This is a genomic window from Chthoniobacterales bacterium (assembly GCA_018883245.1).
Lineage (GTDB): Bacteria > Verrucomicrobiota > Verrucomicrobiia > Chthoniobacterales > JACTMZ01 > JACTMZ01.
The window spans coordinates 44,250-68,278 of record VEQL01000005.1; the positions used below are offsets into that span (position 1 = coordinate 44,250).

At 61.6% G+C, this 24,029-nt stretch carries 23 protein-coding genes; 6 read left to right on the forward strand and 17 right to left on the reverse strand.

Features of this window, described 5'->3' with window-relative positions; translation table 11 throughout:
• Positions 1 to 4 precede the first annotated feature (4 nt).
• The 5 genes from tal to FGM15_03025 form a co-directional block, all read right to left on the reverse strand.
• Positions 5 to 961: a transaldolase gene (gene tal / locus FGM15_03005; protein ID MBU3664833.1), complete on the reverse strand. Its 957-nt coding sequence runs from the start codon at positions 959 to 961 to the stop codon at positions 5 to 7.
• A 55-nt stretch (positions 962 to 1,016) separates the two neighbouring features.
• Positions 1,017 to 2,621: a CTP synthase gene (locus tag FGM15_03010; GenBank protein MBU3664834.1), complete on the reverse strand. Its 1,605-nt coding sequence runs from the start codon at positions 2,619 to 2,621 to the stop codon at positions 1,017 to 1,019.
• A gap of 135 nt (positions 2,622 to 2,756) precedes the next feature.
• The gene (gene trpB / locus FGM15_03015; protein ID MBU3664835.1) at positions 2,757 to 3,965 is read right to left on the reverse strand and encodes a tryptophan synthase subunit beta; all 1,209 of its coding nucleotides are present in this window, start codon (positions 3,963 to 3,965) and stop codon (positions 2,757 to 2,759) included.
• A gap of 4 nt (positions 3,966 to 3,969) precedes the next feature.
• Positions 3,970 to 4,977: an A/G-specific adenine glycosylase gene (locus tag FGM15_03020; protein MBU3664836.1), complete on the reverse strand. Its 1,008-nt coding sequence runs from the start codon at positions 4,975 to 4,977 to the stop codon at positions 3,970 to 3,972.
• Entirely contained in the window at positions 4,952 to 5,707 is a 756-nt protein-coding gene (locus tag FGM15_03025; GenBank protein MBU3664837.1) for a hypothetical protein, read from the reverse strand. Before FGM15_03025 ends, FGM15_03020 begins: the two co-directional genes overlap by 26 nt.
• A 109-nt stretch (positions 5,708 to 5,816) precedes the next feature.
• Between FGM15_03025 and FGM15_03030 the strand changes: the two genes are divergently transcribed.
• Positions 5,817 to 6,743 (forward strand): ribonuclease HIII, encoded by a 927-nt coding sequence (locus tag FGM15_03030; GenBank protein ID MBU3664838.1) that lies wholly within the window; start codon positions 5,817 to 5,819, stop codon positions 6,741 to 6,743.
• 53 nt (positions 6,744 to 6,796) lie between these two features.
• On the opposite strand, the gene ilvC is transcribed toward FGM15_03030, so the two are convergent.
• From ilvC to FGM15_03050, 4 genes are all read right to left on the reverse strand, one after another.
• A complete protein-coding gene (gene ilvC, locus FGM15_03035; GenBank protein ID MBU3664839.1) occupies positions 6,797 to 7,825 on the reverse strand; it encodes a ketol-acid reductoisomerase in 1,029 nt (342 codons plus the stop codon).
• Between the two features lie 8 nt (positions 7,826 to 7,833).
• Positions 7,834 to 8,319, reverse strand: coding sequence for an acetolactate synthase small subunit (gene ilvN, locus FGM15_03040; GenBank protein ID MBU3664840.1), 486 nt, complete (start codon positions 8,317 to 8,319; stop codon positions 7,834 to 7,836).
• A gap of 38 nt (positions 8,320 to 8,357) precedes the next feature.
• Positions 8,358 to 9,503: a cysteine desulfurase gene (locus FGM15_03045; protein MBU3664841.1), complete on the reverse strand. Its 1,146-nt coding sequence runs from the start codon at positions 9,501 to 9,503 to the stop codon at positions 8,358 to 8,360.
• Between the two features lie 62 nt (positions 9,504 to 9,565).
• The gene (locus FGM15_03050) at positions 9,566 to 10,312 is read right to left on the reverse strand and encodes a glycosyltransferase (GenBank protein ID MBU3664842.1); all 747 of its coding nucleotides are present in this window, start codon (positions 10,310 to 10,312) and stop codon (positions 9,566 to 9,568) included.
• On the opposite strand from FGM15_03050, the gene bamD reads away from it, so the two are divergent.
• From bamD to rsmI, 3 genes are read left to right on the forward strand one after another with little or no spacing between them, the layout of a single operon-like run.
• Positions 10,275 to 11,612 (forward strand): outer membrane protein assembly factor BamD, encoded by a 1,338-nt coding sequence (gene bamD / locus FGM15_03055; protein MBU3664843.1) that lies wholly within the window; start codon positions 10,275 to 10,277, stop codon positions 11,610 to 11,612. The two genes, FGM15_03050 and bamD, sit on opposite strands and share 38 nt — an antisense overlap.
• Complete coding sequence (locus FGM15_03060) at positions 11,609 to 12,112, forward strand: hypothetical protein (GenBank protein MBU3664844.1); 504 nt, start codon at positions 11,609 to 11,611, stop codon at positions 12,110 to 12,112. Before bamD ends, FGM15_03060 begins: the two co-directional genes overlap by 4 nt.
• A complete protein-coding gene (rsmI, locus tag FGM15_03065; protein ID MBU3664845.1) occupies positions 12,113 to 12,778 on the forward strand; it encodes a 16S rRNA (cytidine(1402)-2'-O)-methyltransferase in 666 nt (221 codons plus the stop codon).
• Between the two features lie 57 nt (positions 12,779 to 12,835).
• Here the strand turns inward: rsmI and FGM15_03070 are convergent, their stop codons facing one another.
• From FGM15_03070 to FGM15_03080, 3 genes are all read right to left on the reverse strand, one after another.
• Entirely contained in the window at positions 12,836 to 14,989 is a 2,154-nt protein-coding gene (locus tag FGM15_03070; protein MBU3664846.1) for a glutamine synthetase type III, read from the reverse strand.
• A gap of 200 nt (positions 14,990 to 15,189) precedes the next feature.
• Positions 15,190 to 16,137 (reverse strand): prolipoprotein diacylglyceryl transferase, encoded by a 948-nt coding sequence (gene lgt / locus FGM15_03075; protein ID MBU3664847.1) that lies wholly within the window; start codon positions 16,135 to 16,137, stop codon positions 15,190 to 15,192.
• 106 nt (positions 16,138 to 16,243) lie between these two features.
• A complete protein-coding gene (locus tag FGM15_03080) occupies positions 16,244 to 16,834 on the reverse strand; it encodes a lipocalin family protein (protein ID MBU3664848.1) in 591 nt (196 codons plus the stop codon).
• Between the two features lie 54 nt (positions 16,835 to 16,888).
• Between FGM15_03080 and FGM15_03085 the strand changes: the two genes are divergently transcribed.
• Positions 16,889 to 17,218: a hypothetical protein gene (locus FGM15_03085; GenBank protein MBU3664849.1), complete on the forward strand. Its 330-nt coding sequence runs from the start codon at positions 16,889 to 16,891 to the stop codon at positions 17,216 to 17,218.
• A gap of 42 nt (positions 17,219 to 17,260) precedes the next feature.
• A complete protein-coding gene (locus FGM15_03090; protein MBU3664850.1) occupies positions 17,261 to 17,695 on the forward strand; it encodes a hypothetical protein in 435 nt (144 codons plus the stop codon).
• Position 17,696: 1 nt separating this feature from the next.
• On the opposite strand, the gene FGM15_03095 is transcribed toward FGM15_03090, so the two are convergent.
• From FGM15_03095 to trmD, 5 genes are all read right to left on the reverse strand, one after another.
• Positions 17,697 to 18,167, reverse strand: a complete 471-nt coding sequence (locus FGM15_03095; protein MBU3664851.1) for a hypothetical protein — start codon at positions 18,165 to 18,167, stop codon at positions 17,697 to 17,699.
• A gap of 45 nt (positions 18,168 to 18,212) precedes the next feature.
• The gene (locus FGM15_03100) at positions 18,213 to 21,380 is read right to left on the reverse strand and encodes a multidrug efflux protein (GenBank protein MBU3664852.1); all 3,168 of its coding nucleotides are present in this window, start codon (positions 21,378 to 21,380) and stop codon (positions 18,213 to 18,215) included.
• The gene (locus FGM15_03105) at positions 21,377 to 22,510 is read right to left on the reverse strand and encodes an efflux RND transporter periplasmic adaptor subunit (GenBank protein MBU3664853.1); all 1,134 of its coding nucleotides are present in this window, start codon (positions 22,508 to 22,510) and stop codon (positions 21,377 to 21,379) included. Before FGM15_03105 ends, FGM15_03100 begins: the two co-directional genes overlap by 4 nt.
• Positions 22,511 to 22,595: 85 nt before the next feature.
• Positions 22,596 to 23,324, reverse strand: a complete 729-nt coding sequence (locus tag FGM15_03110) for a DUF4410 domain-containing protein (protein MBU3664854.1) — start codon at positions 23,322 to 23,324, stop codon at positions 22,596 to 22,598.
• Between the two features lie 3 nt (positions 23,325 to 23,327).
• Positions 23,328 to 24,026 carry a tRNA (guanosine(37)-N1)-methyltransferase TrmD gene (gene trmD / locus FGM15_03115; protein ID MBU3664855.1) on the reverse strand — a complete coding sequence of 233 codons (699 nt, stop codon included), beginning with the start codon at positions 24,024 to 24,026 and terminating at the stop codon, positions 23,328 to 23,330.
• Positions 24,027 to 24,029: the final 3 nt, after the last annotated feature.

Sequence of the window (24,029 nt, forward strand, 5' to 3'; positions counted from 1 at the left end):
GGGTTCAGGCAAGTTTCTTGGCGATGATGGATTCGAGTTTGACGATATCTTCGGAAAACTTCCGGATGCCCTCGGCAAGCTTTTCCGTGCCCATGGCGTCCTCGTTGAGCATCCACCGGAATGATTTTTCGTCGAGAGGAATTTTTACCGCGGCCGAACCCCGCGCCTCCTCGACCGACAGCCTCCGGTGCACCGGACCGTCGGAGCCCTGCAGTTCCGACAACAATTCGGGACTGATGGTGAGAAGATCACAACCGGCCAATTCAAGGATCTGCGAAGTATTGCGGAAGCTCGCCCCCATGACCTGCGTCTCGTAGCCGAACTTCTTGTAGTAGTTGTAGATCGTCCGCACGGACTTCACCCCCGGATCCTCCGCACCGCGATACTCCTGCCCGGTCTTGGCCTTATACCAGTCGTAGATGCGGCCGACGAAGGGCGAGATGAGGCGGACCTTCGCCTCGGCACAGGCAATGGCCTGAGGCAGCGAAAAAAGAAGCGTCAGATTGCAATTGATCCCTTCCTTTTGCAGCACTTCGGCCGCGCGGATACCTTCCCATGTGGAGGCGACTTTGATCAGCACACGCTCGCGCGGAACTTTGCGCTCCGCGTAAAGACCGATGAGTTTGCGCGCTTTCTCGATCGTGGCCGGCGTATCGAAGGACAGCCGAGCGTCCACCTCGGTGGAAACGCGCCCCGGCACGATCTGCAAAATTTTCTCGCCGAAAATCGTCAGCAGGTCGTCGATAATATCGCGGATGAGTTCCTCGCGCGGCACATTCGAGCCCTTGCGCTCCTTCACCGCCTGGTCGAGAAGCGGCGCGTATTCCGGTTGCGTGACAGCCTTGTAAATCAGCGACGGGTTCGTCGTCGCGTCCTGCGGCGAAAATTGCCGGATACTTTCAAAGTCGCCGGTGTCGGCGACGACGGTGGTGAACTGCTTCAGTTGTTCGAGCCGGCTCATAAGCGGAGATGTTATGTTAGGAGCCGCCCGGAAGGTTGGCAAACCCGCGCACAAGTCACGCCACGTGCGCCAAAGCAGCCCCGACGAATCCCTTGAAGAGCGGATGAGCCGCGCGCGGGCGCGAGCGGAATTCCGGATGGAACTGGCACGCGACGAACCAAGGGTGGTTACGCAGTTCGACGACCTCCGCCAGCGCGCCGTCGGGCGATGTTCCGGAGATCACCAACCCCTGCTTCTCGAACTGCTCGCGGTATTTCATGTTGAACTCGTAACGGTGACGGTGGCGCTCGTTGATCTCGGAGGCCCCGTAAAGTTGGTGGGCCACCGTGTTCTTTCTCAGCGCACAAGGATAGGATCCGAGCCGCATGGTGGCACCTTTGTCAGTCACATCCTTCTGCTCCTCCATGAGGTAGATCACGGGGTCCGGGGTCGCGGGGTCGAATTCCGTGCTGTGGGCTTTGGACAATCCGCAGACATGGCGCGCGAATTCCACCACGGCGACCTGCATGCCGAGGCAGATGCCAAGATACGGCGTGCGGGACTCGCGGGCGTAGCGCACGGCGGCGATTTTTCCCTCGGCCCCGCGGTCCCCGAATCCGCCGGGCACGAGGATTCCGGCCACGCCACGCAAATGCTTTTCCGGACCGCCCTCGGCCTCGAGATCCTCCGCGTCCACCAGGACCAGATCGATGCCGCAATCGTGCGCCGCGCCGGCGTGGGTGAGCGACTCGTAGATGCTCTTGTAGGCGTCCTGCAACTCGATGTATTTGCCGACCACCGCGATGGAAACGCGTTTGCGCGGACGCACCACACGCTCGACGAATTTTTCCCATTCCGCCATCTGGGCGGGCGGCGCTTCAAGACGGAGCGCATCGCAAACAACCTCGTCGAGGCCCTCCTTCTGCAGCATGAGGGGGAATTCGTAGATGGAATGCGGAACGTCGAGCGCTTCGATGATCGCGCGCTTCGGAACATTGCAAAAAAGAGAAAGTTTCTCCCGCACGTCGTCATCCAGCGGGTATTCGGAGCGGGCGATGACCACCTTCGGTTGGAGGCCGATTTCCCGCAGTTTGGCCACACTCTGCTGCGTCGGTTTGGTTTTGAGTTCGCCGGCGGCCTTGATGAAAGGCACGAGGGTGACATGGATGAGCATCGCGTTTCCGTCACCGGCCTCGAGGAGGTATTGGCGGATCGACTCCAGAAACGGCAGACCCTCGATGTCGCCGGTTGTGCCGCCGATCTCGATGATCGCCACGTCGGCGTCCCCCGCGGATGCCAGTTCGCGGACGCGCGATTTGATCTCGTCCGTCACATGCGGAATGACCTGCACGGTTTTGCCGAGGTAATCACCGCGGCGCTCGCGAGCGAGGACATTTTCATAGACCTGTCCGCTGGTGAGGTTGTTGCGCCGACCAAGAACGCAGCCCGTGAAGCGCTCGTAATGACCGAGGTCGAGATCGGTTTCGGCACCGTCGTTGAGGACATACACCTCTCCGTGCTGGTAGGGACTCATCGTGCCCGGATCGACATTGAGATACGGGTCGAGCTTGCCCATGGTCACCCGCAACCCCCGGCTCTCGAGCAAAGTGCCAAGCGACGCCGCCGCGAGACCCTTGCCGAGAGAACTTACAACCCCACCCGTGACGAAAATCGTTTTCACGGGGTCAGAACGCTATCAGGTCGCAGCGGTTTTTGACACGGAATAACGACGATACTTTTTCCGGCAGCGAACATCTGCAGAACGGGCGCGCGGAAGGCAGCTGCACAACGGCTGCAAACATGATCCCGGACGCCCCTAACCCGTCGCGCCGAAAACAAACTCCGCAGCCTGCTGGACGTCCTTGTCCCCGCGGCCGGAGAGATTCACGAGGATGATCCGATCTTTCGCCATCTTCGGGGCGACTTTGATCGCGTGGGCCACGGCATGGGCGCTTTCAAGGGCGGGAATAATGCCTTCGACTTTGGCCAATGTCCGGAACGCATTCAGCGCCTCGTCATCGGTGGCATAATCGTATTCCACCCGCCCCGCATCGCGAAGGAAGCTGTGTTCGGGCCCGACCGCCGCGTAATCGAGTCCGGCGGAGACGGAATGGGTAAGCTCGATTTGTCCGTCATCGTTCGCCAGCAGGAACGTCTTGCATCCTTGCAACACACCGAGCTTGCCGCCTTGGAAACGCGCGGCGTGCCGTCCGGGTTTGATTCCCTCGCCACCGGCTTCAACACCGACCATGCGGACGTTTTTGTCCTCGAGAAAAGGATAGAACAGACCGATGGCATTGCTGCCCCCGCCCACGCAGGCCACGAGCAAATCGGGCAGGCGTTCCTCGCGCTCGAGGATCTGGCGGCGTGCCTCCTCGCCGATCACACGGTGGAAATTGCGCACCATCATGGGATACGGGTGGGCCCCGTAAGCTGTGCCGAGAATGTAGTGGGTCGAACGCACGTTGGTGACCCAATCGCGCATGGCTTCGTTGACCGCTTCCTTCAACGTGGCCTGGCCTGCGGTGACCGGCACAACTTTCGCCCCCAAAAATTTCATGCGCGTGACATTCAGCGCCTGGCGTTTCATGTCGACTTCGCCCATGTAGACGACGCATTCCATGCCGAAACGTGCGGCGGCCGTCGCTGTGGCCACGCCGTGCTGACCCGCACCGGTCTCGGCAATGACCCGCTTTTTGCCCATGCGCTTCGCGAGGAGGATCTGCCCCATCGCGTTGTTGATCTTGTGCGCGCCGGTGTGCAGGAGATCTTCGCGTTTCAGATAAATTTTCGCCCCGCCGAGCTGCGCCGTAAGACGTTCAGCCAGATAAAGCGGCGTCGGACGCCCGACAAATTCCGCAAGCAGCTGGTTGAGTTCGTGCCGGAATTCGGGATCCTTGCGCGCCGCTTCGTATTCGCGCGTCAGTTCCTCGAGCGCGGTCATCAAGGTCTCGGGCACGAAAACGCCACCATAGGGACCGAAGTGGCCCTTGATGTCGGGTTGGGACGTGATGGCAGCGGACATTAAGTCAACTATGCGCTTCGCCCCGCACCTTGGCAATGGCCCGGCGATGCGGAGACGGGATGGCGACTTGCTCCAGCTCCAGCAAACAGAACTCCCTGCGCGGCTCGGCGGATGCCGCCAGCGTCCGCCTCGGCACACGGTGCACCCGCAATGTCACCCGCTCGCGCACAATGCTGTAGGTCAGCTCGGCGGCAGGTCCTTCGGGCGGTCCGGTATCGAGCGGCGGCAGACGCCAAAGCCCCACCCAGCGCCGCGCCGTTGATTGCTGCAGAAGGACCGTTTTGCCATCCGAGACCCAAGCCGCTTGCTCGGTCCTGGCCTTGAACGGCGCCTTCGGCGCTTTGACCGGAAGTTTTTCCGGATTCTTCGCCGAGCAGAATTTTTTCACCGGGCACAGCAGGCAATCCGGACGCCCGGCACGGCACACGAGCGCACCGAGTTCCATCAAAGCCGAAACAAATTCGCATCCGCTTTTCGCGGGCAGCAGACCCTCGAGCTTGGCCCGCACCTTGGACATCCCCTTGGCGGTATCGACCCGCGTGCGAATGTCGCAGAGGCGTGCCACCACCCGGGTCACGTTGGCATCGAGCACAGCCGCCGGCTCGTCAAAAGCGAAGGCCCGCACCGCTTGGGCCGTGTAGTCCCCGACTCCCGGCAGGCTGCGCAATGCCTCATAGCCCCGCGGAAACACCCCGCCCATCTCATCACGAACTTTTGTCGCGGCCGCGCGCAAACTTCGTGCGCGGCGGTAGTAACCGAGCCCCTGCCAGAGCGCCAGAACCTCCGACTCATCGGCCGCCGCCAACTCGTGCACGGATGGGAATCTCTTCATCCAGCGGTCGTAGTAAGGCAGCACAGCAGCAACGGTTGTCTGCTGCAGCATCATTTCGCTCACCAAAATGGCGTAAGGATCGCGCGTCCGCCGCCAAGGCAGATCGCGTCCATGACGGCGGAACCACGCGCGCAGACGCTGGGTGAACTCCGTTTTATCCACGTGAATCGCGGTCAGCATCGACAAGCGCCCTCGCGCGCCGCCAGTTCGACAGGGCGAAAATAAAAAAGCCGAGGGCGAGGAGAAGTTCCGCCGATTCCTGCTCGTTCCATTGCAGCCACGGAAGGCCGATCTCGATTCCTTCGCGGAAATACTCTCCGACGGAAAAGAACAGCGCCTCGGCGAGAAAATACGGGGCGCAATACCAGTCCGGCACAACGAAGGACCACGGCGATCCGCGGCCCGTTTTCGAAAAGCGCAGAAACAGCCACCCTAGACCGCCGTAAAGCCCGACCGCTATATACCCGAGATTGAGCGGCGATGCCCCGAGCCAGTCGCGGTAATTTTGCAAAATCCGTAGGTTGTGAAGCGTGGTTTCGCCCTGGGCATTCATAATCTCGAGTTCCTGGGGCGCTTTGAATCCGAAGATCCGCTGGCCCCAGCTGATCTCCTCGAGCGCGACAAAAACGAGGCCGAGAAACAAAGCCACGTGCAGCCATCGCAGGCAACGGCGGTTTGATTTTGCCAAGAACAGCAGGGTCCTCAGGGCAACCGCGGCGGCGGAGACATAGACGACAAACTGCGTTCCCTCGAGAATACCGCCCTCGCCGGACAGACCGATGTAGGTCTCGGACGCAAAGAGCTTCATCCATGTCAGAATTCCGGCGACAACGAACGGGAGGCAGAAAATCATCCATTGCACACCCCGTGGAAAAATGGCGCCGGGGCGACCATGACAACTCGAACTCATGCAGGGCGATCATCATGTCGGCCGAACGGCGATTTACAAGACGAGTCAGGCGCGGACGGCCGCGGGCTTCGCTTGCTCCTTCGGTCCGGACGAACCATAACTACGTGCCATGCCGCCGCTCCGATCCCACACCGTGGCCCTCACCACCGACCAAGCGGATACGCTGCGCGCTCTGCTCGATGAGCAAGGCTTCAAGTTCGAGCCGCGGCCTTACACGCTTTACTTCGCCCAGAAACCCGGACTTACCGTGGCGGTTTATGAAAAGGGTCCCAAAGCGGTGATCCAAGGCAAAGACACGGAAGGCTTCATCCAGTTCACCCTCGAGCCCGCCGTGCTGGGCGAAGCCCGCCTCGGCTACGAGGAACTCCACCACCCGGAGCGCTTTGCACCGCACTTCGGCATCGACGAAAGCGGAAAAGGTGACTTCTTCGGACCTCTCGTCATAGCCGGCGTTTACACGGACGGGCCGATTGCGCGCCAGCTTCTGGACGCCGGCATACGCGACAGCAAGTCGATCGGGTCGGATGCTCAGATACGCAAGCTCGCGGAGGTCGTGCGCAGAATCTCCGGGCTGACCAGCGAGGTCGTCGTTGTCGCCCCGGAGAAATACAATCCGCTCTACGAAAAGATCGGGAATTTGAACCGCCTGCTTGCCTGGGGCCATGCGCGCGTGATTGAAAACCTTTGCGCGGCAAAGCCGGATTGTCCTTCGGCCTTAAGCGACCAGTTCGCCAACCCGCGCGTGCTCCAGCGTGCGCTCATGGAAAAGGGACGGAAGATTGATTTGCGCCAGCAGACGAAGGCCGAAAGCGACTACGCCGTGGCTGCAGCTTCGATCCTGGCGCGCGAGAAGTTCATCGATTGGATCGCCGATGCGGAGAGAAAATGGGGCGTCAAATTCCCCAAGGGCGCATCGGCTGCCGTCTTGGAAGCCGCGCGTGCGTTGGTGCACAGCCACGGACCCGACGCCCTGCGATCCACAGCGAAACTGCATTTCAAGACCGCGCAGCAAGCACTTACGCCGACGGCGCAATAAAAAACCCCGCAACATCCACGAGGACGCTGCGGGGTTTCGAGGAGGAAATCGGATCAGGAATACGAGGCCTGCGCGCCCTTGAGGTTGCGCTTTTTGATCCACGGCATGAGACCGCGGAGACGAGCTCCAGTTTTCTCGATGCTGTGCTTCTCGCCCTTTTTGAGCAGCGCATTGTATTTTTTGCGGCCTTTCTTGTCCTCGGCGATCCATTGGCGGGCGAACTTGCCGGACTGGACATCTTTAAGCACGCCTTTCATGCGCTTCTTGACACTCGAATCGATGACCTTGGGACCGACGAGCACATCGCCCCACTTGGCGGTATCGGAAATGCTGAAACGCATGCCCGCGATGCCGGCCTCGTTCATCAAATCGACGATGAGTTTCAACTCATGCAGACATTCGAAGTAAGCCATCTCGGGCTGGTAGCCGGCTTCGACGAGCGTCTCGTAGCCGGCCTGGACCAAGGCGGAAGCACCTCCGCAAAGCACGGCCTGCTCGCCGAACAAATCGGTTTCGGTTTCTTCCTTGAAAGTCGTCTCGAGAACACCGGCGCGCGTGCCACCGATGCCTTTGGCCCAAGCCAGCGCGGTCTTTTTGGCCTGCTTGCTTGGATTCTGGTAGACGGCGATAAGTGAAGGCACTCCCTTGCCCTCGAGGAACTGGCGGCGGACGATGTGGCCCGGGCCCTTGGGGGCAACCATAATGACATCGATATCTTTCGGCGGCTTTATCGTCTTGAAATGGATGGCAAACCCGTGGCTGAAGAGGAGCGTTTTACCCTTGGTGAGATAGGGTGCGATATCCTTGTTGTAGACAGCCGGAATACGGGTGTCGGGCACGGCGACGAAAATGACGTCGGCTTTTTTCACCGCATCCGCGGTGTTGAACACTTTGAAGCCTTTCTTCTGTGCGACGGCGCGGCTTTTGCTGCCCGGATAAAGGCCGATGATGACCTTCACGCCGCTTTCCTTGAGGTTGAGGGCGTGGGCGTGGCCCTGCGAACCGAAACCGATGACGGCGACCGTTTTGCCTTTGAGGTGTTTGAGGTCGGCGTCCTTGTCTGTGTGGATTTTTGCTGCCATGGGATGAGTTATTCGCCGTCGGCCGCGCGCTTCAGCGCGACCTTGCCGGTGCGGGTGATTTCGGAGATTCCGAAATTTTCCATCAATGAAATAAATTTCGCGACTTTACCTTCGTTGCCGGTGATCTCGATGAGAAGCTTGTCGAGGCGCACATCGACGATTTTGGCGCGGAACACGTCGCAAATCTGCAAAACCTCGGAGCGCGTCTGCGGCGTCACATTGACACGCATGAGGACCAGCTCGCGATCGACGAATTCGCCGTCGCGGAAATCGTCCACCTTGATCACATCGACCAGTTTCTCGGTCTGCTTCACCACCTGCTCAAGCGTCTTGTCGTCGCCGCGGACCACGATGGTCATGCGCGACATGGACGCGTCGAGCGTCGGCGCCACATTGAGGGTGTCGATGTTGAAACCGCGGCCGCTGAACATACCGGCCACGCGTGTGAGCACGCCGAAGCGGTTTTCGACCAGGACGGACAAAGTGTGGCGCATAAAAAGGTTTGATAGACTCCCAGAATTACGAGCGGGCGTCAATCGCCCATGCCCGCGGGACCCAGACGCTGCACAGCCTGCACCAGAGCATGCAAAGCTCCATCGACATCGTGTCCGGTGTTCATGCGGCTGAAGGAGAAGCGCAGGCTGGCCCGGGCCTCCCCATCATCGACCCCCATGGCCCGGAGCACATGCGAGGCGTCGGGAACACCGCTGCTGCAGGCCGAACCGATCGAGCAGGCAACACCGAGGCGGTCCAATACGGCGAGCAAGCTCTGGGCATCGAGTCCGGGCAGGGCGAAGTTGGACGTGTTAGGCAGCCGGAATTCGCGGTGCCCGTGAAAAACGACGGAGGGAAAACGCTCGCGCAACCCGTCCTCAAAGCGATTGCGCATGGAAAGCACGCGGGGCATTTCCTGCACTGATGCAAGTTTTGCAAGCTCTGCGGCCACGCCGAAACCGACGATGCCCGGCACGTTCTCCGTGCCGGCACGGCGCCCGTTCTCCTGCCCGCCGCCGAGGAGCAGCGGCGGAAGCCCGAGACCCGCGCGCACGAAGAGAGCGCCCGCGCCTTTGGGGCCGTGGAGTTTGTGGGCGGAAACGGAAACCAAGTGCGCGGGAAATTCACGCAAATCGATCGCCACCTTGCCCGCGGCTTGAACCGCGTCGGCGTGGAAGACAATGCGGCGTTCGTCGGCGATGCGCGCCATTTCCTCCACCGGGAAAAGAACGCCGGTCTCGTTGTTTGCCCATACCACCGTGACAAGCGCGGTATCGTCCCGCAGGGCACGCCGATATTCGTCGAGATCCGGCCGCCCGTCCGCGTCCACTCGCAGCCGAGTCATGGCCCAACCCTCGCGCTCGAGTTGCTCGCAAAGATTTTTCACCGCGCTGTGCTCGATCGACGAGGTGACAACATGGCGCTTGTGCGGCTGGGCGGCGAGCGCACCGCGGATGGCGGTGTTCACCGATTCGGTGCCGCCGCTGGTGAAAACAACCGATTCCGCGGGCGCACCCAGCAGGGCCGCGACCTGCGCCCTTGCCTCTTCCACAGCGCGCCGTGCCTCGCGTCCGGCTGCGTGAGGGCTCGAGGGGTTCCCGTATTTCTCGCCGAGGAACGGAAGCATGGCATCGCGCACCCGGGGATCGACGGGCGTTGTTGCGTTGTTATCGAGGTAGATCATGCGGTGATCGGGGAGCGCGTCGCGAGTTGAGAGACAAAGCCGGCAGGCCTCAACATCATCTTTCAGCCCCCGGACGTTTCGCGCCTTTCATACCAGTAGGCACACCGGTCGCGTCGTGCACGGTTGCCGGGCCACGCGCAAAGCAGCACCTGGCGGAAAGTCTCGAAGAAGGTGTATTGGCGGATCTTGCGCGCCGAAGAAGGCACGGCGTGAGGCAGCACGCGGAATTCGAGGCCGCGCGCGCGGCCCCACTTTTTGAGCGAAAGCGCGAAGCCCAGTTCCTCGCCGGCGTAAACGGATTCGTCGAACCCGCCGGTTTGCTCCCAGCCCTCGCGCACCGCGAAGAAATACGACCCGGCGGCGAGCCGGAAATTCCTGGCTACCCAATTCCACGAGTTCATCGCGGAACGCGAAAACCAGTCCAGTTCCACGCCCTCGAGCACCACATGCGCACCGCCCCCGCAGACGCGACCCGAATCGAACGCCTGGACCGTGGAAGCGAGAACTTCAGGCGTCAGGATCGCATCCGCATCAAGCCAGATGAGCCGCCGCCCCGAAGAAGCAGCCGCAGCAGCATTCCGCGCCCGGGCGATTTGGCGGTGCGCTTCTTGCACCACCGTCGCCCCGGCCTCGCAGGCCACGGCGGCCGTGCGATCGGTTGAGGCGTTGTCGCACACAATCACCTCCCATGCGGCAAGACCGCACCCGGCCGCCGAGCGCTGGACAGAGCCGACCGCGCGGGCGACGAACTTCTCCTCGTTGAAGGCGGGTATGAGAAAACTGGTCTGCATAGCGCCCGAAAATGCCATGTGCCCGTCCGCATGCAACACCGGCGCCGACAGCGGACCCCGGTTGATGCCCGATGGCGGCTTGACGCCCGAGGGCGCCCTTCCTACGGTCAAAACGCCAATGCAAAGACTCCGTCCGATCCCCGCGCTTTTCGCCACCGCCTTCCTCTTCGCAGTCCACACGGCCGGGGTCAGCGCCCAAGAACCCGCCACCTCCGGCAGCTACAACAGCGAGGCTGCCGCCCTCCTGCAGCAGGCGCGAGACTGGGACAACGCCGGCAGCGTTTCCCGCGCGATCGGCGACTACCGCACGGTGGTCAAACGCTACCCGGTTTCGCCCTCGGCCCCGGCCGCGCAGTTCCGTATAGGCGAGCTTTATGACGCTGCCGGCAACACCAAGCGCGCGTTCGATGCATACCAGAAATTGCTCGAGAACTACCCGCAGTCGCGCGAATTCGACCGTGCGGTCGATGCACAGGTCGCGATAGCCGACGCGCTGATGGACAGCCGCCGCTACGAGCGCGCGGCCGAGATGTATGAGTCCGTCCTCAAAACCGCGCCCTACGCCAAATTCGCCGCTGCCGTGCAGTTCAAACTCGGCCAGGCTTACGAGAACCAGAGCGAATGGGACAAGGCCACGGCGGCCTACCAAGGCGTCATCGACCGTTATCCTGACAGCAGCTACGCGAGCGACGCGCTTTACCAGATCGGCTACGTGCAGTTCACCGAGGCGAACTCGCGTTCCAAGGATCTTTCCGCGGCGATCGATGCGAAAAACACGTTCGAGGAATTCCTCATGGAGCACCCGAAGAGCGAGAAGGCCGCCCAAGCGCGCGAAAACCTTTCGCAAATGAGCGGACGCGAGTCGCTCGACCTGCTCTCCATCGCGAAATTCTACGACCACAACGACAACTACCGGGCCGCGGTCATTTATTACAGCGACGTGGTCCGCCGCCAGCCGGGCACGCCCGACGCGGAACTTGCCAGCGCACGTATCGAGGAAATCCGCGCCACCGTCGGCGAGGATGAATTGCGCCAGCCCGAGCGCGAAGAAACGGGCACGCGCGCGGCCATGCGGCGCCGCATGCAAAACGAGGTTCAGACATCGGCTTTGAGCAATTACGCGGGGCCGCCGGTTTCGGCGGTCAAACCGCCCGAAGAATTGGCTCCCGCGCGCCCGCGTTTGCGCACATCGGCCGACGATATGCGACCGCAGCGGGGAGGCGGGACATCCGAACCCGCCGACATGCCCGCGCCCGATCTCCCGCCGGTCGAGCCCGACCTGCCGTCCCTCGACCAGGGCCTGCCGTCCCTCGAATGATCGCCCGCGGTCTCCTGCTTGCCGCTGCCGCCGCGCTCCTTACCGGCTGCTACACGCTGGGCGACGCGCGTCCGGCGATGATGCGAGACATCACCACCCTGGCGGTTCCCGTTTCGAAAAACCAGACCCTCGAGCCGAACGTCGAAGCCATGCTGGCCGATACCATCACCAAAGCATTGCAAACGGACGGCACATACAAGATCGCCTACAGCGACCGTGCCGATGCCGTGCTCGAGACCACACTGGTGAGCGCACAGCGCGTCCCCGCCCGGTCCCTGCGGGGCAACGTCATCGCGACGAGCGAATACATGCTGCGTACCACGGTGCGCTACGACGTCGTCGAGCAATCCACGGGGCGCTCGCTCATGTCGGGTCAGGTCACCGGCCAGACAAGCTTCTTCGTCACAGCCGACCTGCAAACCGACGAAGCCCAGGCGCTTCCGCTGGCTTTCTCCGACACTGCGACAAAGCTGGCGAGCCGTCTGGGCGAGGGATTCTGATTGCTCACGCTTGTCCCCACGCCGGTCGGGAATTTGGAGGACATCACCCTCCGCGCGTTGCGCATCCTGCGGGAAGCCGACGTCATCGCCGCTGAAGACACGCGGCACGCCGGAATCCTGCTCAAGCACCATGGCATAAGCCGTCCGCTGGTCAGCCTGCACGAGCACAATGAGGCGACGCGCGCCAAGGAAATCGCCGGCCGTCTGGCTGCCGGTGAAAAAATCGCGTTGCTCACCGACGCAGGCACACCGGGCATTTCCGACCCCGGCTACCGCGTTGTCCGCGAGTGCCTGGATCACGGACTGGAATTCACGGTGCTCCCCGGGCCGTCGTCGATCCTTCCCGCGCTCGTCGGATCCGGTCTTCCGTTGCATGAATTTTATTTCGGGGGCTTTCTTCCGGTGAAATCCGGGCGGCGCCGCGCGGTCCTCGAGTCCGCTTTGCAAAGAACGGAGACATCGGTTTTTTTCGAATCTCCGCATCGCATCGCCAGATCGCTGGCTGTGCTGGCGGAACTTTCGCCCGAACGCCGGGTCTGCGTGGCGCGCGAATTGAGCAAGAAATTCGAGGAATACTGGCGCGGAACCGCTGCCGAACTTTCGGAGCGGGCCGCCGCGCAGCCGCCTCGCGGAGAAATCTGCCTGTTGGTCGCAGGGCAGGACTGAAAAGGAAGCGCCGCCGGTTTCCCGGCGGCGCGCCTGTGTCCTGAATTTCGCCGAGGATTACTTGATAAACAGCATCTCCTGGTAAGTGGGCAGCGGCCAGATGTCGTCCGGCAGCAGACCTTCCAACTCGTCCACCGTGGCACGCACCTTGAGCATGGCCGGAAGGACTTTGAAGGTGTAGTCGCCCACTTCGTGCGCCGCCGAGTGAACGGCCGCGAGCATGGCGAGGTCGCTCTCGAGCTGCGAGACCAGCGCGGCGACTTTCTCCAACGTGGCCGTGCTCACCGCGACGTTGGCCGCTTTCATCTTCGCCGCGCCTTCGGCGAGGGTCGCGGCGTAGGCCGCTGCCACGGGGAAAACTTTGGTCTGCGCGATCTCGGCGACAAGTTTGGCTTCGACGTTGACCACCTTCTCGTATTGCTCGCAGAGAATGATGTGGCGGCTCTTGAGTTCGGCCTCGGAAAGAACGCCGTATTTCTCGAACAGCTCGATCACTTCGGACGCAATGAACGCGGGCAGAGCATCGGCCGCGGTCTTGAGGTTGGGCAAACCGCGCTCGGCCGCTTCGGCGTGCCATTCCTCGGAGTAGCCATTGCCGTTGAAAATCACGCGACCATGCTTGTCCATGACTTCCTTGAGCGTGTCTTGGATCGCTTTGTTGAGGTCTGAGGCGCCTTCGAGCTTCGCGGCCATCCATTCGAGCGAATCGGCCATGATGGTGTTCATCACGGTCAGCGGGCCGGCGATCGACTGGTTTGCCCCGACTGCGCGGAATTCGAAGCGGTTGCCGGTGAAGGCGAACGGCGACGTGCGGTTGCGGTCGCCCGCGTCCTTCGGCAGCTCGGGCAGCACATCCACACCGATTTTCAGCGTGCCCCTTTGCTTGGAAGTGGTCGCTCCGCCGGCTTTGATCTGCTCGAACACGTCGGCGAGCTGGTCGCCGAGGTAGATGGAGATGATGGCAGGGGGCGCTTCGTTCGCGCCGAGGCGGTGGTCGTTGCCCGCGGTGGCCACGCTGGCACGCAGGAGACCGGCGAATTTGTCCACCGCGCGGATCACCGCGCCCGCGAAGACGAGGAACTGCGCGTTTTCGTGCGGCGTGTCGCCCGGGTCGAGCAAGTTGCCCTGCGTGGCATTTCCCAGAGACCAGTTCACATGCTTGCCCGATCCGTTGATGCCGGCAAATGGCTTCTCGTGCAGCAGGCAGATGAGCCCGTGCTTGTCGGCCGTTTTTTTCAGGATCGTCATGATCAACTGCTGGTGGTCGGCCGCAAGGTTGGCCGACTCGAACAGCGGGGCGATTTCGAACTGTCCCGGCGCAACCTCGTTGTGGCGCGTCTTGGCCGGGATCCCGAGTTTGAAAAGCTCGCGATCGACCTCATACATGAATGCCATCACGCGGTCGGGAATGAGACCGAAGTAGTGGTCCTCGAACTCCTGGCCCTTGGGCGAAGGTGCACCGAAAAGCGAACGTCCGGCCGAAAGCAGGTCGGGCCGCGCGTAGTAAAACATCTTGTCCACGAGGAAATACTCCTGCTCCGGTCCTGCGGTGGCACCCACGCGAGCAATTTCCTTGTGGCCGAAAAGATTGAGGATGCGGCGCGCCTGTTTATCCAGGGCCTGCATCGACTTGAGCAGCGGAGTCTTTGTATCCAGCGCTTCCCCGGTCCACGAAATGAACGAAGTCGGGATACAAAGCGTCGTGCCGTTGGCGTTGTCCATGAGGAACGCCGGGCTGGTGACGTCCCACGCGGTGTAGCCGCGCGCGCTGTGAGTTGCGCGCAAACCACCGGACGGGAAGGAAGACGCATCGGGCTCGCCTTGGATAAGGGTCTTGCCCTTGAACTTCGATATCGCGGTGCGTCCATCCTCGCTCGGATCATAGAACGAGTCGTGCTTCTCCGCGGAGGTCCCGGTGAGCGGATAAAACACGTGCGCAAAGTGCGTGGCCCCGCGGCTGACCGCCCAGTTTTTCATCGCCTCGGCGACTTCATCCGCCACGCCTTCGGGCAGCTTGGTGCCGTTTTTGATCGTTTCGACGACCGCTTGGTAGGTCCCCGGCTTGAGGGTTTCCTTCATCACCGCGAGGCTGAAGGTGTTCGCGCCGAATACTGTTTCCGGCGTCTCCTCGACGAAGTTGATCGAAGCGTCCTGCGACTTGCGGGAAGCGATTGCCGCGACGGCGGCGGAACGGGCTGTCATGTTGCTCATAAATTTGGATAGGTTGCTGGTTTCTGAATCTGGATTCCCCGGCCTGTGTGAATCGGACAAGGAATCCTTGGCCTTAGATGAAGCACGAAGCATGCCAAGCAGTGTTTAGCACCACAAACCACCGCTTTCCATCTCAATACGCAAACGCCAAGTGATCAAAACTCGCCATTCCGCCGGGCATTGTCGTTATTTAGCCATATTCAGGACTTGGCCAGAGCCGGCGGGTAAGACGGGCGCCAGCGCGCCGCCACCCAAAAGCCGATGCCGACCAAGAGGAGAAAAACGGAGAGAAACTGCCCCTTGGTGAGAAGCCAGACGTAGCCGGAATCGGGTTCGCGGAAAAATTCCCCCAAGCTCCGCAGCACGGCGTAGCCGACGAAAAATGCCCCGGTGATGACCCCGTTGGCTGTGCGGACTTTGGTGCGAAGAATCCAAAGCACCGCGAAAAGCAGGAGACCTTCGAGCACCCCTTCGTAAATCTGCGATGGATGACGCGGCGTGAGAAATTGTCCGAGCAAATCATGCCACGACGCATCCGATCCCCGCGCCAAGGCCGCCACCTGGTCCAGACTTGCCGGGCCGCCGAGCAACTCCTGCGCCCGTGCCAGCAATTCCCGCTGGGTCTCGAGCGGCAGTTCGTAAACCTCCGAGGGAAATTTCACCGCCCACGGCAAATTGGACGCGCGTCCGTAGAGTTCGCCGTTGATGAAGTTCGCCATCCGTCCGAAAAAAAGTCCGAGCGGCGCACCGACCACGAGATTGTCGCCCAAGCCGGGCCAGTTCACCTTGTGCCGCCATGCATACCAGAGCGTGTAAAGCACCACGCCGAGGATGCCGCCGTGGGCCGACATCCCGCCTTCCCAGACGCGGAAAAAAATCAGCGGGTCATCAATGAAAGCGGGGAAGTCATAAAACAGCATGTAGCCGAGGCGCCCGCCGATCAACACGCCGAACACCGCGCACCCCGTGATGAAGTCGCCGACCATGGCCGCGGGAATTACCGCGAATCCGCGCCGCGCGAGATTCCGGTAAATGAGATACGCGGCGGCGAACGCCGCGAGGTAAGCCAGACCATACCAGCGTATGCCGAAGCTCTCGCCGAACCGGATGGCGAAAGGGTCAAGGTTGTGGAGCCAGTAGGCGATCATGGGGCGATGCGCAGTTGAGAGTTTGAAGTTGAGGATTTAGAGAGCCGAAAAGACGAGAGCTCGGAGGTTTTGTTTTTTCAACTTTCATCCCCAACCCTCAGCCAGCCTAGCTTTGCGGCACCTTCCGAAAGCGGGTTGCGTCGTATCCCTGCGCGGCCATCACCTTGAGCACCGCCGCATAATCGGCATCGCTCATGCGCTTTTCGCGTGCCATCACCCATCCGTAATCACGCGAAGGATGACCCACCGCCATGAAGCGGTAGCTGGGATCAAGATAGATCACGTAGTAAGGCAATGCGATCGGCCAGAGAAATTGAACGCGCCACTCGGCGTTGGATTTTTTGTCCACCACCCACGCAAGCCCGTTCATCACCTTTTCCGGCCCGTCGAATCCGCCCTGCCGGTAGCTGAAGATGTTGTCCATCTTGCCGTCCGGCCGCATGCGATAGGTATCCTTCGAATCATAGGTGTCGCGCTCCAGCCAGTAGGGAATGTGTGCGATCACCCACCAGTCGCCCATGAAGCGCGGAAGATCGACATAATCCACCGGCTTGAGCGGCGGCTTCGATGCGCATCCGCAAAGCAGAACCAAGCCGCAGACAAGCGGAATCGCGGAAACAAGTCTTTGCACGGCGCGAGCAAAACATCCCGCGACCCCCGAGTCAAATGCGCCCGAGGAACATGCGGACGCCCGCATGCAGCAGCAAAAATCAGTTGATGCCGGAGCCTTCCGGCATTATCGACCGTTCTTGTGAAAAAGCTCCCCCTCACCCTGATCGTCCTTGCGTTATCCTTTGCAACCTCCGCTTTAGCCGCCGACCTTCCGAAAGATCTTCAAAAAAGACTCGTCGGAACATGGGTCGGATTCCCCCACCCGATGACATTCAAGAAAAATGGGGAGGCCACTGCCGGCTTGGGGAATGGATATTCCAGGGGCACATGGGAGCTCGTGGGCGACACGATCCGCGTGACCATGCCGAGAACGGGGTTGCACCTTTTCAAAATTCTTGCGTTCAACACCAAGACCAACCAAGTGCTTGGTGAATACAAGGGCAAGAAATACCCTGTTTTGAAAATGTAGTTGGCCGGCCGCCCGGATTCGATGTTTCTACGCCAGCCCTATATGCACACCGCATCAATGCACAGCGAGGTATCGGCAAGTGCCATTCTGCCGCTGTTGATGCTCCTTGTCATGGCGTCCGCGCTATTCGCAGGCCAACCCCAAGAAATTCCCAAGGACTCCGCTTTGCGCACGGAGCTTTTCGATCTGGCGCGACCGGCCGTGGAAGAGCAGGCCGGTCGGCCCGTCAAATTTCACGGCAGCCTCAAGAAACTGGACGACTGGGCGTTCTTCAAAGGCGAGATCGTCGATACAAAAGGCCGCCCAATCCTGCTGCACGAGGTGGGAAGCGCCGAGGCATGCATCCTCTGGAAAAGGAGCAAAGGCGGGTGGAAAGTGCTGCGCGCTTTCGCAGGCATCACCGACGTGGCATGGGAGCCTTGGCCGGAGGAATTCGGCGCACCGCCGGAACTTCTCGGTGTGCAGGATTTGCGCTGACTCAGCGCACGTAGGGCGCGGCCGCTTGGCGGTAAGCCACGAACTCGTCGTAGGTCACATAGCCACTGTGCGAGGTGTCCGCCCCATCGAAGGGTTTGACGAACTGTTCACGCACGATCGTGCTGGCCTTGGCATCGGCCAAAGTGACCCTGCCGTTGCCGTCGCGGTCGATCTTGCGGAACGTGGCCGGGGTTCCTCCGCCGGCGACGAACTCTTCCAACGTCACATAGCCTTTGCCGCTCTTGTCATAGAGCGCATAGGCCTCGGTGATCATGAAATCCGTGAATTCGTCGCGTGAAACTTTGCCGTCGCGCGAGGCATCCGCCTGCTTGAATCTCTTCATCAGCGCCGCGTTGCCGGACTTGGGTTGAAGCAAGGAACAACCGGTGACGCAAAGAGAAGCACCAAGAACGGCGAGGGAAAGGATGCGAAGAGATTTCATGTCGGCTGCTAACGAATCGCGGGGCGCCATGCGCGGTCAAGGCAATTCCATATCCGGCGGGGGACAAAGCGACATTCAGGCGGGCTTGGCCTGACCGGCAGGCACGACCGCCGCCCCGTCATGCGCGGCCGTTCGGGCGAGCTTCGAAGTATCCTTCGCGATGAGCATGTAAAGACACGGGATGATGAAGAGTGTGAAAATCGTTCCGATCGACATGCCGCCCACGAGCACGAGACCGATCGAGTTGCGCGCGGCCGCCCCCGCCCCCGTGACGAGCACGAGCGGAAAGTGGCCCGCCACCGTGGCAATGGTGGTCATAAGCACGGGCCGCAAGCGCACGCGCGCCGCTTCTCGAATGGCCGCCAATTTGTCCATCCCCGAGAGCTGGCACTTGTTGGCGAACTCGACGATGAGGATGCCGTTTTTCGCTATGAGGCCGACCAGCGTGACCAGACCCACCTGCGAGTAGATGTTCATCGTCGTGGTCCACCCGCTGGTCCAGAAAGGCACGTTGGGGGCAGGCATTTTCAAAAAGGTGAAAACGAGCGAGCCGAACATCGCCAGCGGAACGGACCCGAGGAGGATGATGAGGGGATCGCGGAAGCTGTTGAACTGCGCCGCGAGGACCAGGAAAATCAACAACAGCGCGAGTCCGAGCGCCGGGAGGAACTTGTTGCCCTCCTGCCGCAACTGGCGCGATTCGCCGGTGTAATCTATGACATAGCCCTGCGGAAGAATCTTGCCGGCCTCGTCCTCGAGGAAACGCAGCGCTTCGTCGAGCGGACGGATCGCGACACCGCTCAGCTTCACCGCGTTGAGCTGCTGGAAGCGGTTGAGCGAGCGCGGCTCGGCCGTGTTGCTGATCGTGCCGACGGAGGCCAAGGGAATCAGGCGCCCGCCCGGGCCGGTGACATAGATGCTCTGCAGTTGGTCGGGGTTGAGCCGCCCGGTGCGCTGGATCTGCGGGATCACCTTGTAGCTGCGGCCCCCGATATTGAAACGGTTCACATAGTTGCCGCCCATCATGGCCGACAAATCCTCGCCCACCTGGCGCATATCCAGGCCCATGGACGCCACCTTGTCGCGATCAAGGACGACCTCCGCCTGCGGCTGGTCGATCTTCGTGTCGATGATCGGCGGAAACGCGAACATCCCGCTGGCAGCCGCCTTCTCCTGCAACTGCTTGGCGAAAGCGAGGATATCCCCGGGTTCGGCCGTCGAGGCTATGACAAACTCCACCGGGAAATTTCCGCCACCGGGGAGCGAGGGCGGCACGACCGCGCGCATGCTTATCCCGGGGATTTCCGCCAGCTTGGCGGAAACGCCGGGAAGAATTTCGGACGGCGTCCGTTCACGCTCGCTCCACGGCTTGAGCCGCAACCCCGCGATGCCCGAAGATGGTTGGGTGAGTTGGAAAACAAAGTCCGCCTCCGGCTCCTCGAAGAATATGTCCTTCACGGCGGCCGCGTAGCGCGCCGTTTCCTCGATCGTGGCGTTTGCCGGCGCCTCGACAATGCCGAAGATAATGCCCTGGTCCTCAGTGGGCGCGAGTTCACCGGGCGACATCCGGAACATCGGGATGGTGAGCGCCGCGAGCACGAGCCACACGGCGTAAACCGCGGGACGGTTTCCAAGCACCTTGTCGAGGACGCGGCCATAGCTGTCCCTCAAACGGTTGAAAGCGCTCCCCACCTTCCCGGCAAAGCCGTGTTCCTCCATGCCGGGGACGAGAAGGCGCGAACACATCACGGGTGAAATCGCGAGAGCAACCACGCCGGACACGGCCACCGCACCCGCTAGCGTGAAGGCGAATTCGCGGAAGAGCGATCCGGTAAGCCCACCCTGGAGGCCGATCGGCGCATAAACCACCGCGAGGGTGATGGTCATGGAAATGATCGGGCCGATGAGTTCGCGCGCACCGCGCAGCGCGGCGGGGACGGGCGCCATACCCTCGGACAAATGACGCTCGATGTTCTCCACCATGACGATGGCGTCGTCCACCACGATACCGACGCAAAGCACGATCGCCAGCAGGGTGAGGAGGTTGATGGTGAACCCCGCCAACTGCATGAGGAAAAACGCGCCGATGATCGACAGCGGAATGGCGACGACGGGCACGACCACCGCGCGGACCGAACCGAGGAACAGGAATATGACAATGACGACGATGAGGAGGGTTTCGGCAAGCGTCTTGAGCACCTCGTTGATGGCATCCGAAATGTAAACCGTCGAATCGTAGCCGATGCCGGCCTCCATGCCCGCGGGCAGGTCTTTTTTGATCGCCTCGAGTTCCTTCCGCACGTCACCGATCACATCGAGCGAGTTGGCGTTGGGCAGCACCCAGATGCCAAGGAAAACGGCGGGCTCGCCGGAAAAGCGGACCTCGGTGTTGTAATCCTCCGCCCCGAGGACCACATCCGCCACATCCTTGAGCCTGACCACGGCTCCCCCGCTCTCGCGCAGCACAAGTTGTTCGAATTCCTCGGGCGTGTTGAGGTCGGTGTTGGCAGTAAGGTTCACCGTGACCAGGGCGCCCTTGGTCTGCCCGATGGCCGAAAGATAATTGTTCCCCGCCAAAGCGCGCCGCACCTGCGCTGGACTGATGTTGAGCGCCGCCATCCGCTCGGGCTTGAGCCAGATGCGCATGGCGAAGGTGCGACCCCCGAGAATCTCCGCCCGCTGCACGCCGGGGATGGCGCTCAGGCGCGGTTGCACCACGCGCACGAGATAATCAGTCACCTCGTTGGGTTGCAGGATGTCGGAGATGAAACGCAGGTAGGCCGCGGCGCGCTGAGAGTCGGCGTTCTCGATGTTGATGACCGGCACCTCGGCCTCCGGCGGAAGATCGCCGCGCACCTGGTCCACTTTGGAGCTGATCTCCGACAGCGCCTTGTTCGGGTCGTAGTTGAGCTTGAGGCGCACGGTGATGAGCGATCGCCCCTGCGCACTTTGCGACTCGATGTAATCAATGCCGTCGGCCCCCGCGATGGCACGCTCGAGCGGCGTGGTGATGAAGCCGCGCACGAGGTCCGCACTGGCGCCGACATACACGGTGCTAACCGTCACCGACGCGTTATTGCTCTGCGGGTATTGGCGCACCACGAGCGTGAACACCGCCTGAAGACCGGCGACGATGATGAGCAGGGCAACCACCGCCGCCAGAACGGGACGACGGATAAAAATGTCGGTGAACGCGCGCCCCTCTTCCGCCGCGGGCGGCGCCGACGGCCGGCGGGAGCTCATGAGTTGGGCGGACGGGGCTCGGCGCTCGGCTGCGGAGCCATCTCGTTGTTGACGATGACGGTCGAGCCGTTGCGCAGTTTGAACACGCCCGCGGTCACCACCTTTTCGCCGGCTTTGAGGCCCTCGGTGACGGAAACAAAATCTCCCTGCGAGCGGCCGGTGCGTATGAAGCGCTGCCTGGCGACAACCGTTGTTTCGCCGGATTCCGAGGCGGTTTCCTCAAGGACAAATACCGAGTCGCCGAAAGGCGCGCGCAGGATAGCGGTGGCCGGAATACTCAGCACCTCATCGGCGCCGCCGATGGAGAGAATCACGCGCACGAACATGCCCGGACGCAACTCGCCGGCGGGGTTTTGGAGCGTGCCCTGCAGACGGATGTTGCGGGTCACCGGATCGATCTCCGAGTTGATGGCCGTGAGTTCGCCATCGAAAAACCGCCCCGGGTAAACATCGGTGAAGACGCGGAGCTTTGCCCCTGTTGAAACGCTGGCCAGCAATTGCTGCGGCAGGAGGAAATCGACGTAGATCGGATCGAGCGACTGGAGCGACACGATTTTGTCGCCGTTGTTGACGAACTGACCGAGATTCACCTCGCGGATACCGAGGCGCCCGGTGAACGGCGCGGTGATCTGTTTCTTGGTGATGGTCGCTTTGAGCTGCTCGACCAGCGCCGTCATCTTGCGCAGCTGCGACTCGGCCGCGTCCATCTCCGACTGCGGCACCGTGTTGTTTTCGCGCAGCTTGCGCGTGCGTTCATAGACAGTCCGCGCAAGATCCGCCTCCGCTTGGGCGGAACGCAAATTCGCCTGCTCGGTGTCGGTGTCGAGTTCAAGCAGCAGGTCGCCCTTTTTCACCTCGGCCCCGTTTTCAAAAAGGATCTTCGTCACCACACCCGAGGATTCCGTGCTGAGGTCGGCGCCCTGCACCGCCCGGAGCGAACCGACGGACTCCACCATGCGTTCCCAGCGCGCGGATGTCACTTCGGCCGAGCTGACCGATTCCGGCGGCGGTCCGCTTTTTTCCTTGGCCGTGGCAATGAGCTTTCCGATTTGCAGTGCCTTGATGCCGCCCACCACGCCGACAACGACCAGCAAAATCGCCGCGGCATACAGGTAAGGTTTGATTTTCATGCAAGCGAGGCGCCGGACGTTAAACGCTCGTATTATTCTACACGGACAAGACGGGATGTCACCAACCAAGCAGCACCGGATCGATTCAAGGCGCGCCAGATCCGCGCGACGAATTGTTCGGAGAGGCAGAGAGCGAAGAACCGAGGCGTTTGACCGGCTCCGGCTCGCCGCGCAGCGCGTAGCCGCGCGATTTCAGCTTTTGTGCTATCGATGCCGCGATCATACGGGCGGTGCGGCGCTGGTCCGATGTCAAGCCCGTGAGCGTGGCCGACAGCACCGCCCGCACCGGTCCTGTGACAGGCGACGGCAAAGTCAAAAGACCCGGTTCCGCGTTCGATCCGCCTGTTGTTTCGATCATCCCGAGCGACCGGCGCTTTCCGGAAGGAAGCACCTCAGAGACCGTGGTCAGAGTCTCGAACTTTGTCCCGCCAGCTCCGAAACCGACCAAGCTTCGAAGAAAGCGGCTGCCCTGATTGACCCGCATGAATCGGCCTTCCACAACCCAACTGTTCCCACCCACACGCCCGTTCGACGGCATGGGGAGCGCCGGCGCGATCGTTTCGCAGATCCGATCGCGGAGTTCCGCGCTGAAAGATCGGGAGAGCGCTTGGGAGAAAGCTTCGAGTTCGTCACCCGTGCGGTCGACCTTAAGCACATCGGGATCCACGGAGAAGTCCGCAACATAGAATTTTTCGGGGAGACCGGCATTTTGCGACGACCATTTTCCCTCACGGACACTAACCGAGGCGCATCCGGAGACCAGCACCACGATGGCAGGTGCCAACAAGAAATGGATGTGTTTGTTAATAGGCATAGGCTATCCAGTGGCTTGTTGCCGCTTTTCGAGATTTCCACCCAGATCCGGCCTGCGCGTCCTCGTTCGTTCCCGCGCCTGCTCCCGCCGCCACTTTTCGATTTCGGCATGATTGCCTCCGAGAAGCACATCGGGAACCTTCCATCCCCGGAATTCGGCCGGGCGCGTGTAATGGGGATATTCCAGCAATCCGTGGGTAAACGATTCATCCGCGGCCGACTGCGCGTCGCCGAGAACGCCGGGCAAGAGACGCACCACTGCATCGGTGACTACGAGCGCGGCAAGCGTCCCGTTGGTGAGCACGTAGTCGCCGATGGAAATTTCCTCGTCCACCAGATGGTCGGCCACGCGCTGATCCACGCCTTCGTAATGCCCCGAAATCATGATGAGATGCTTCTCCCCCGCCAGCCGTTGCGCGGTTGCCTGGTCGAAGCGCGCACCTTGGGCCGAGAGCAAAATCACACGCGAATCCGGCCGGCGCAGTTCCTCCAGCGCGTTGAAGATCGGCTCGACCTTCATCACCATGCCCGCGCCGCCACCGTAGGGCGGCTCATCCGTCACGCGGTGCTTTCCCGGCGCCCAGTCGCGCAGGTTGCGCACGCGGATCCGCGCGAGACCCTTTTCCCCGGCGATGCGCAGGATGCTTTCGCCGAGAACCCCCGCCCCCATGGCCGGGAAAAGTGAGAGAATGTCGATTTCCACCTC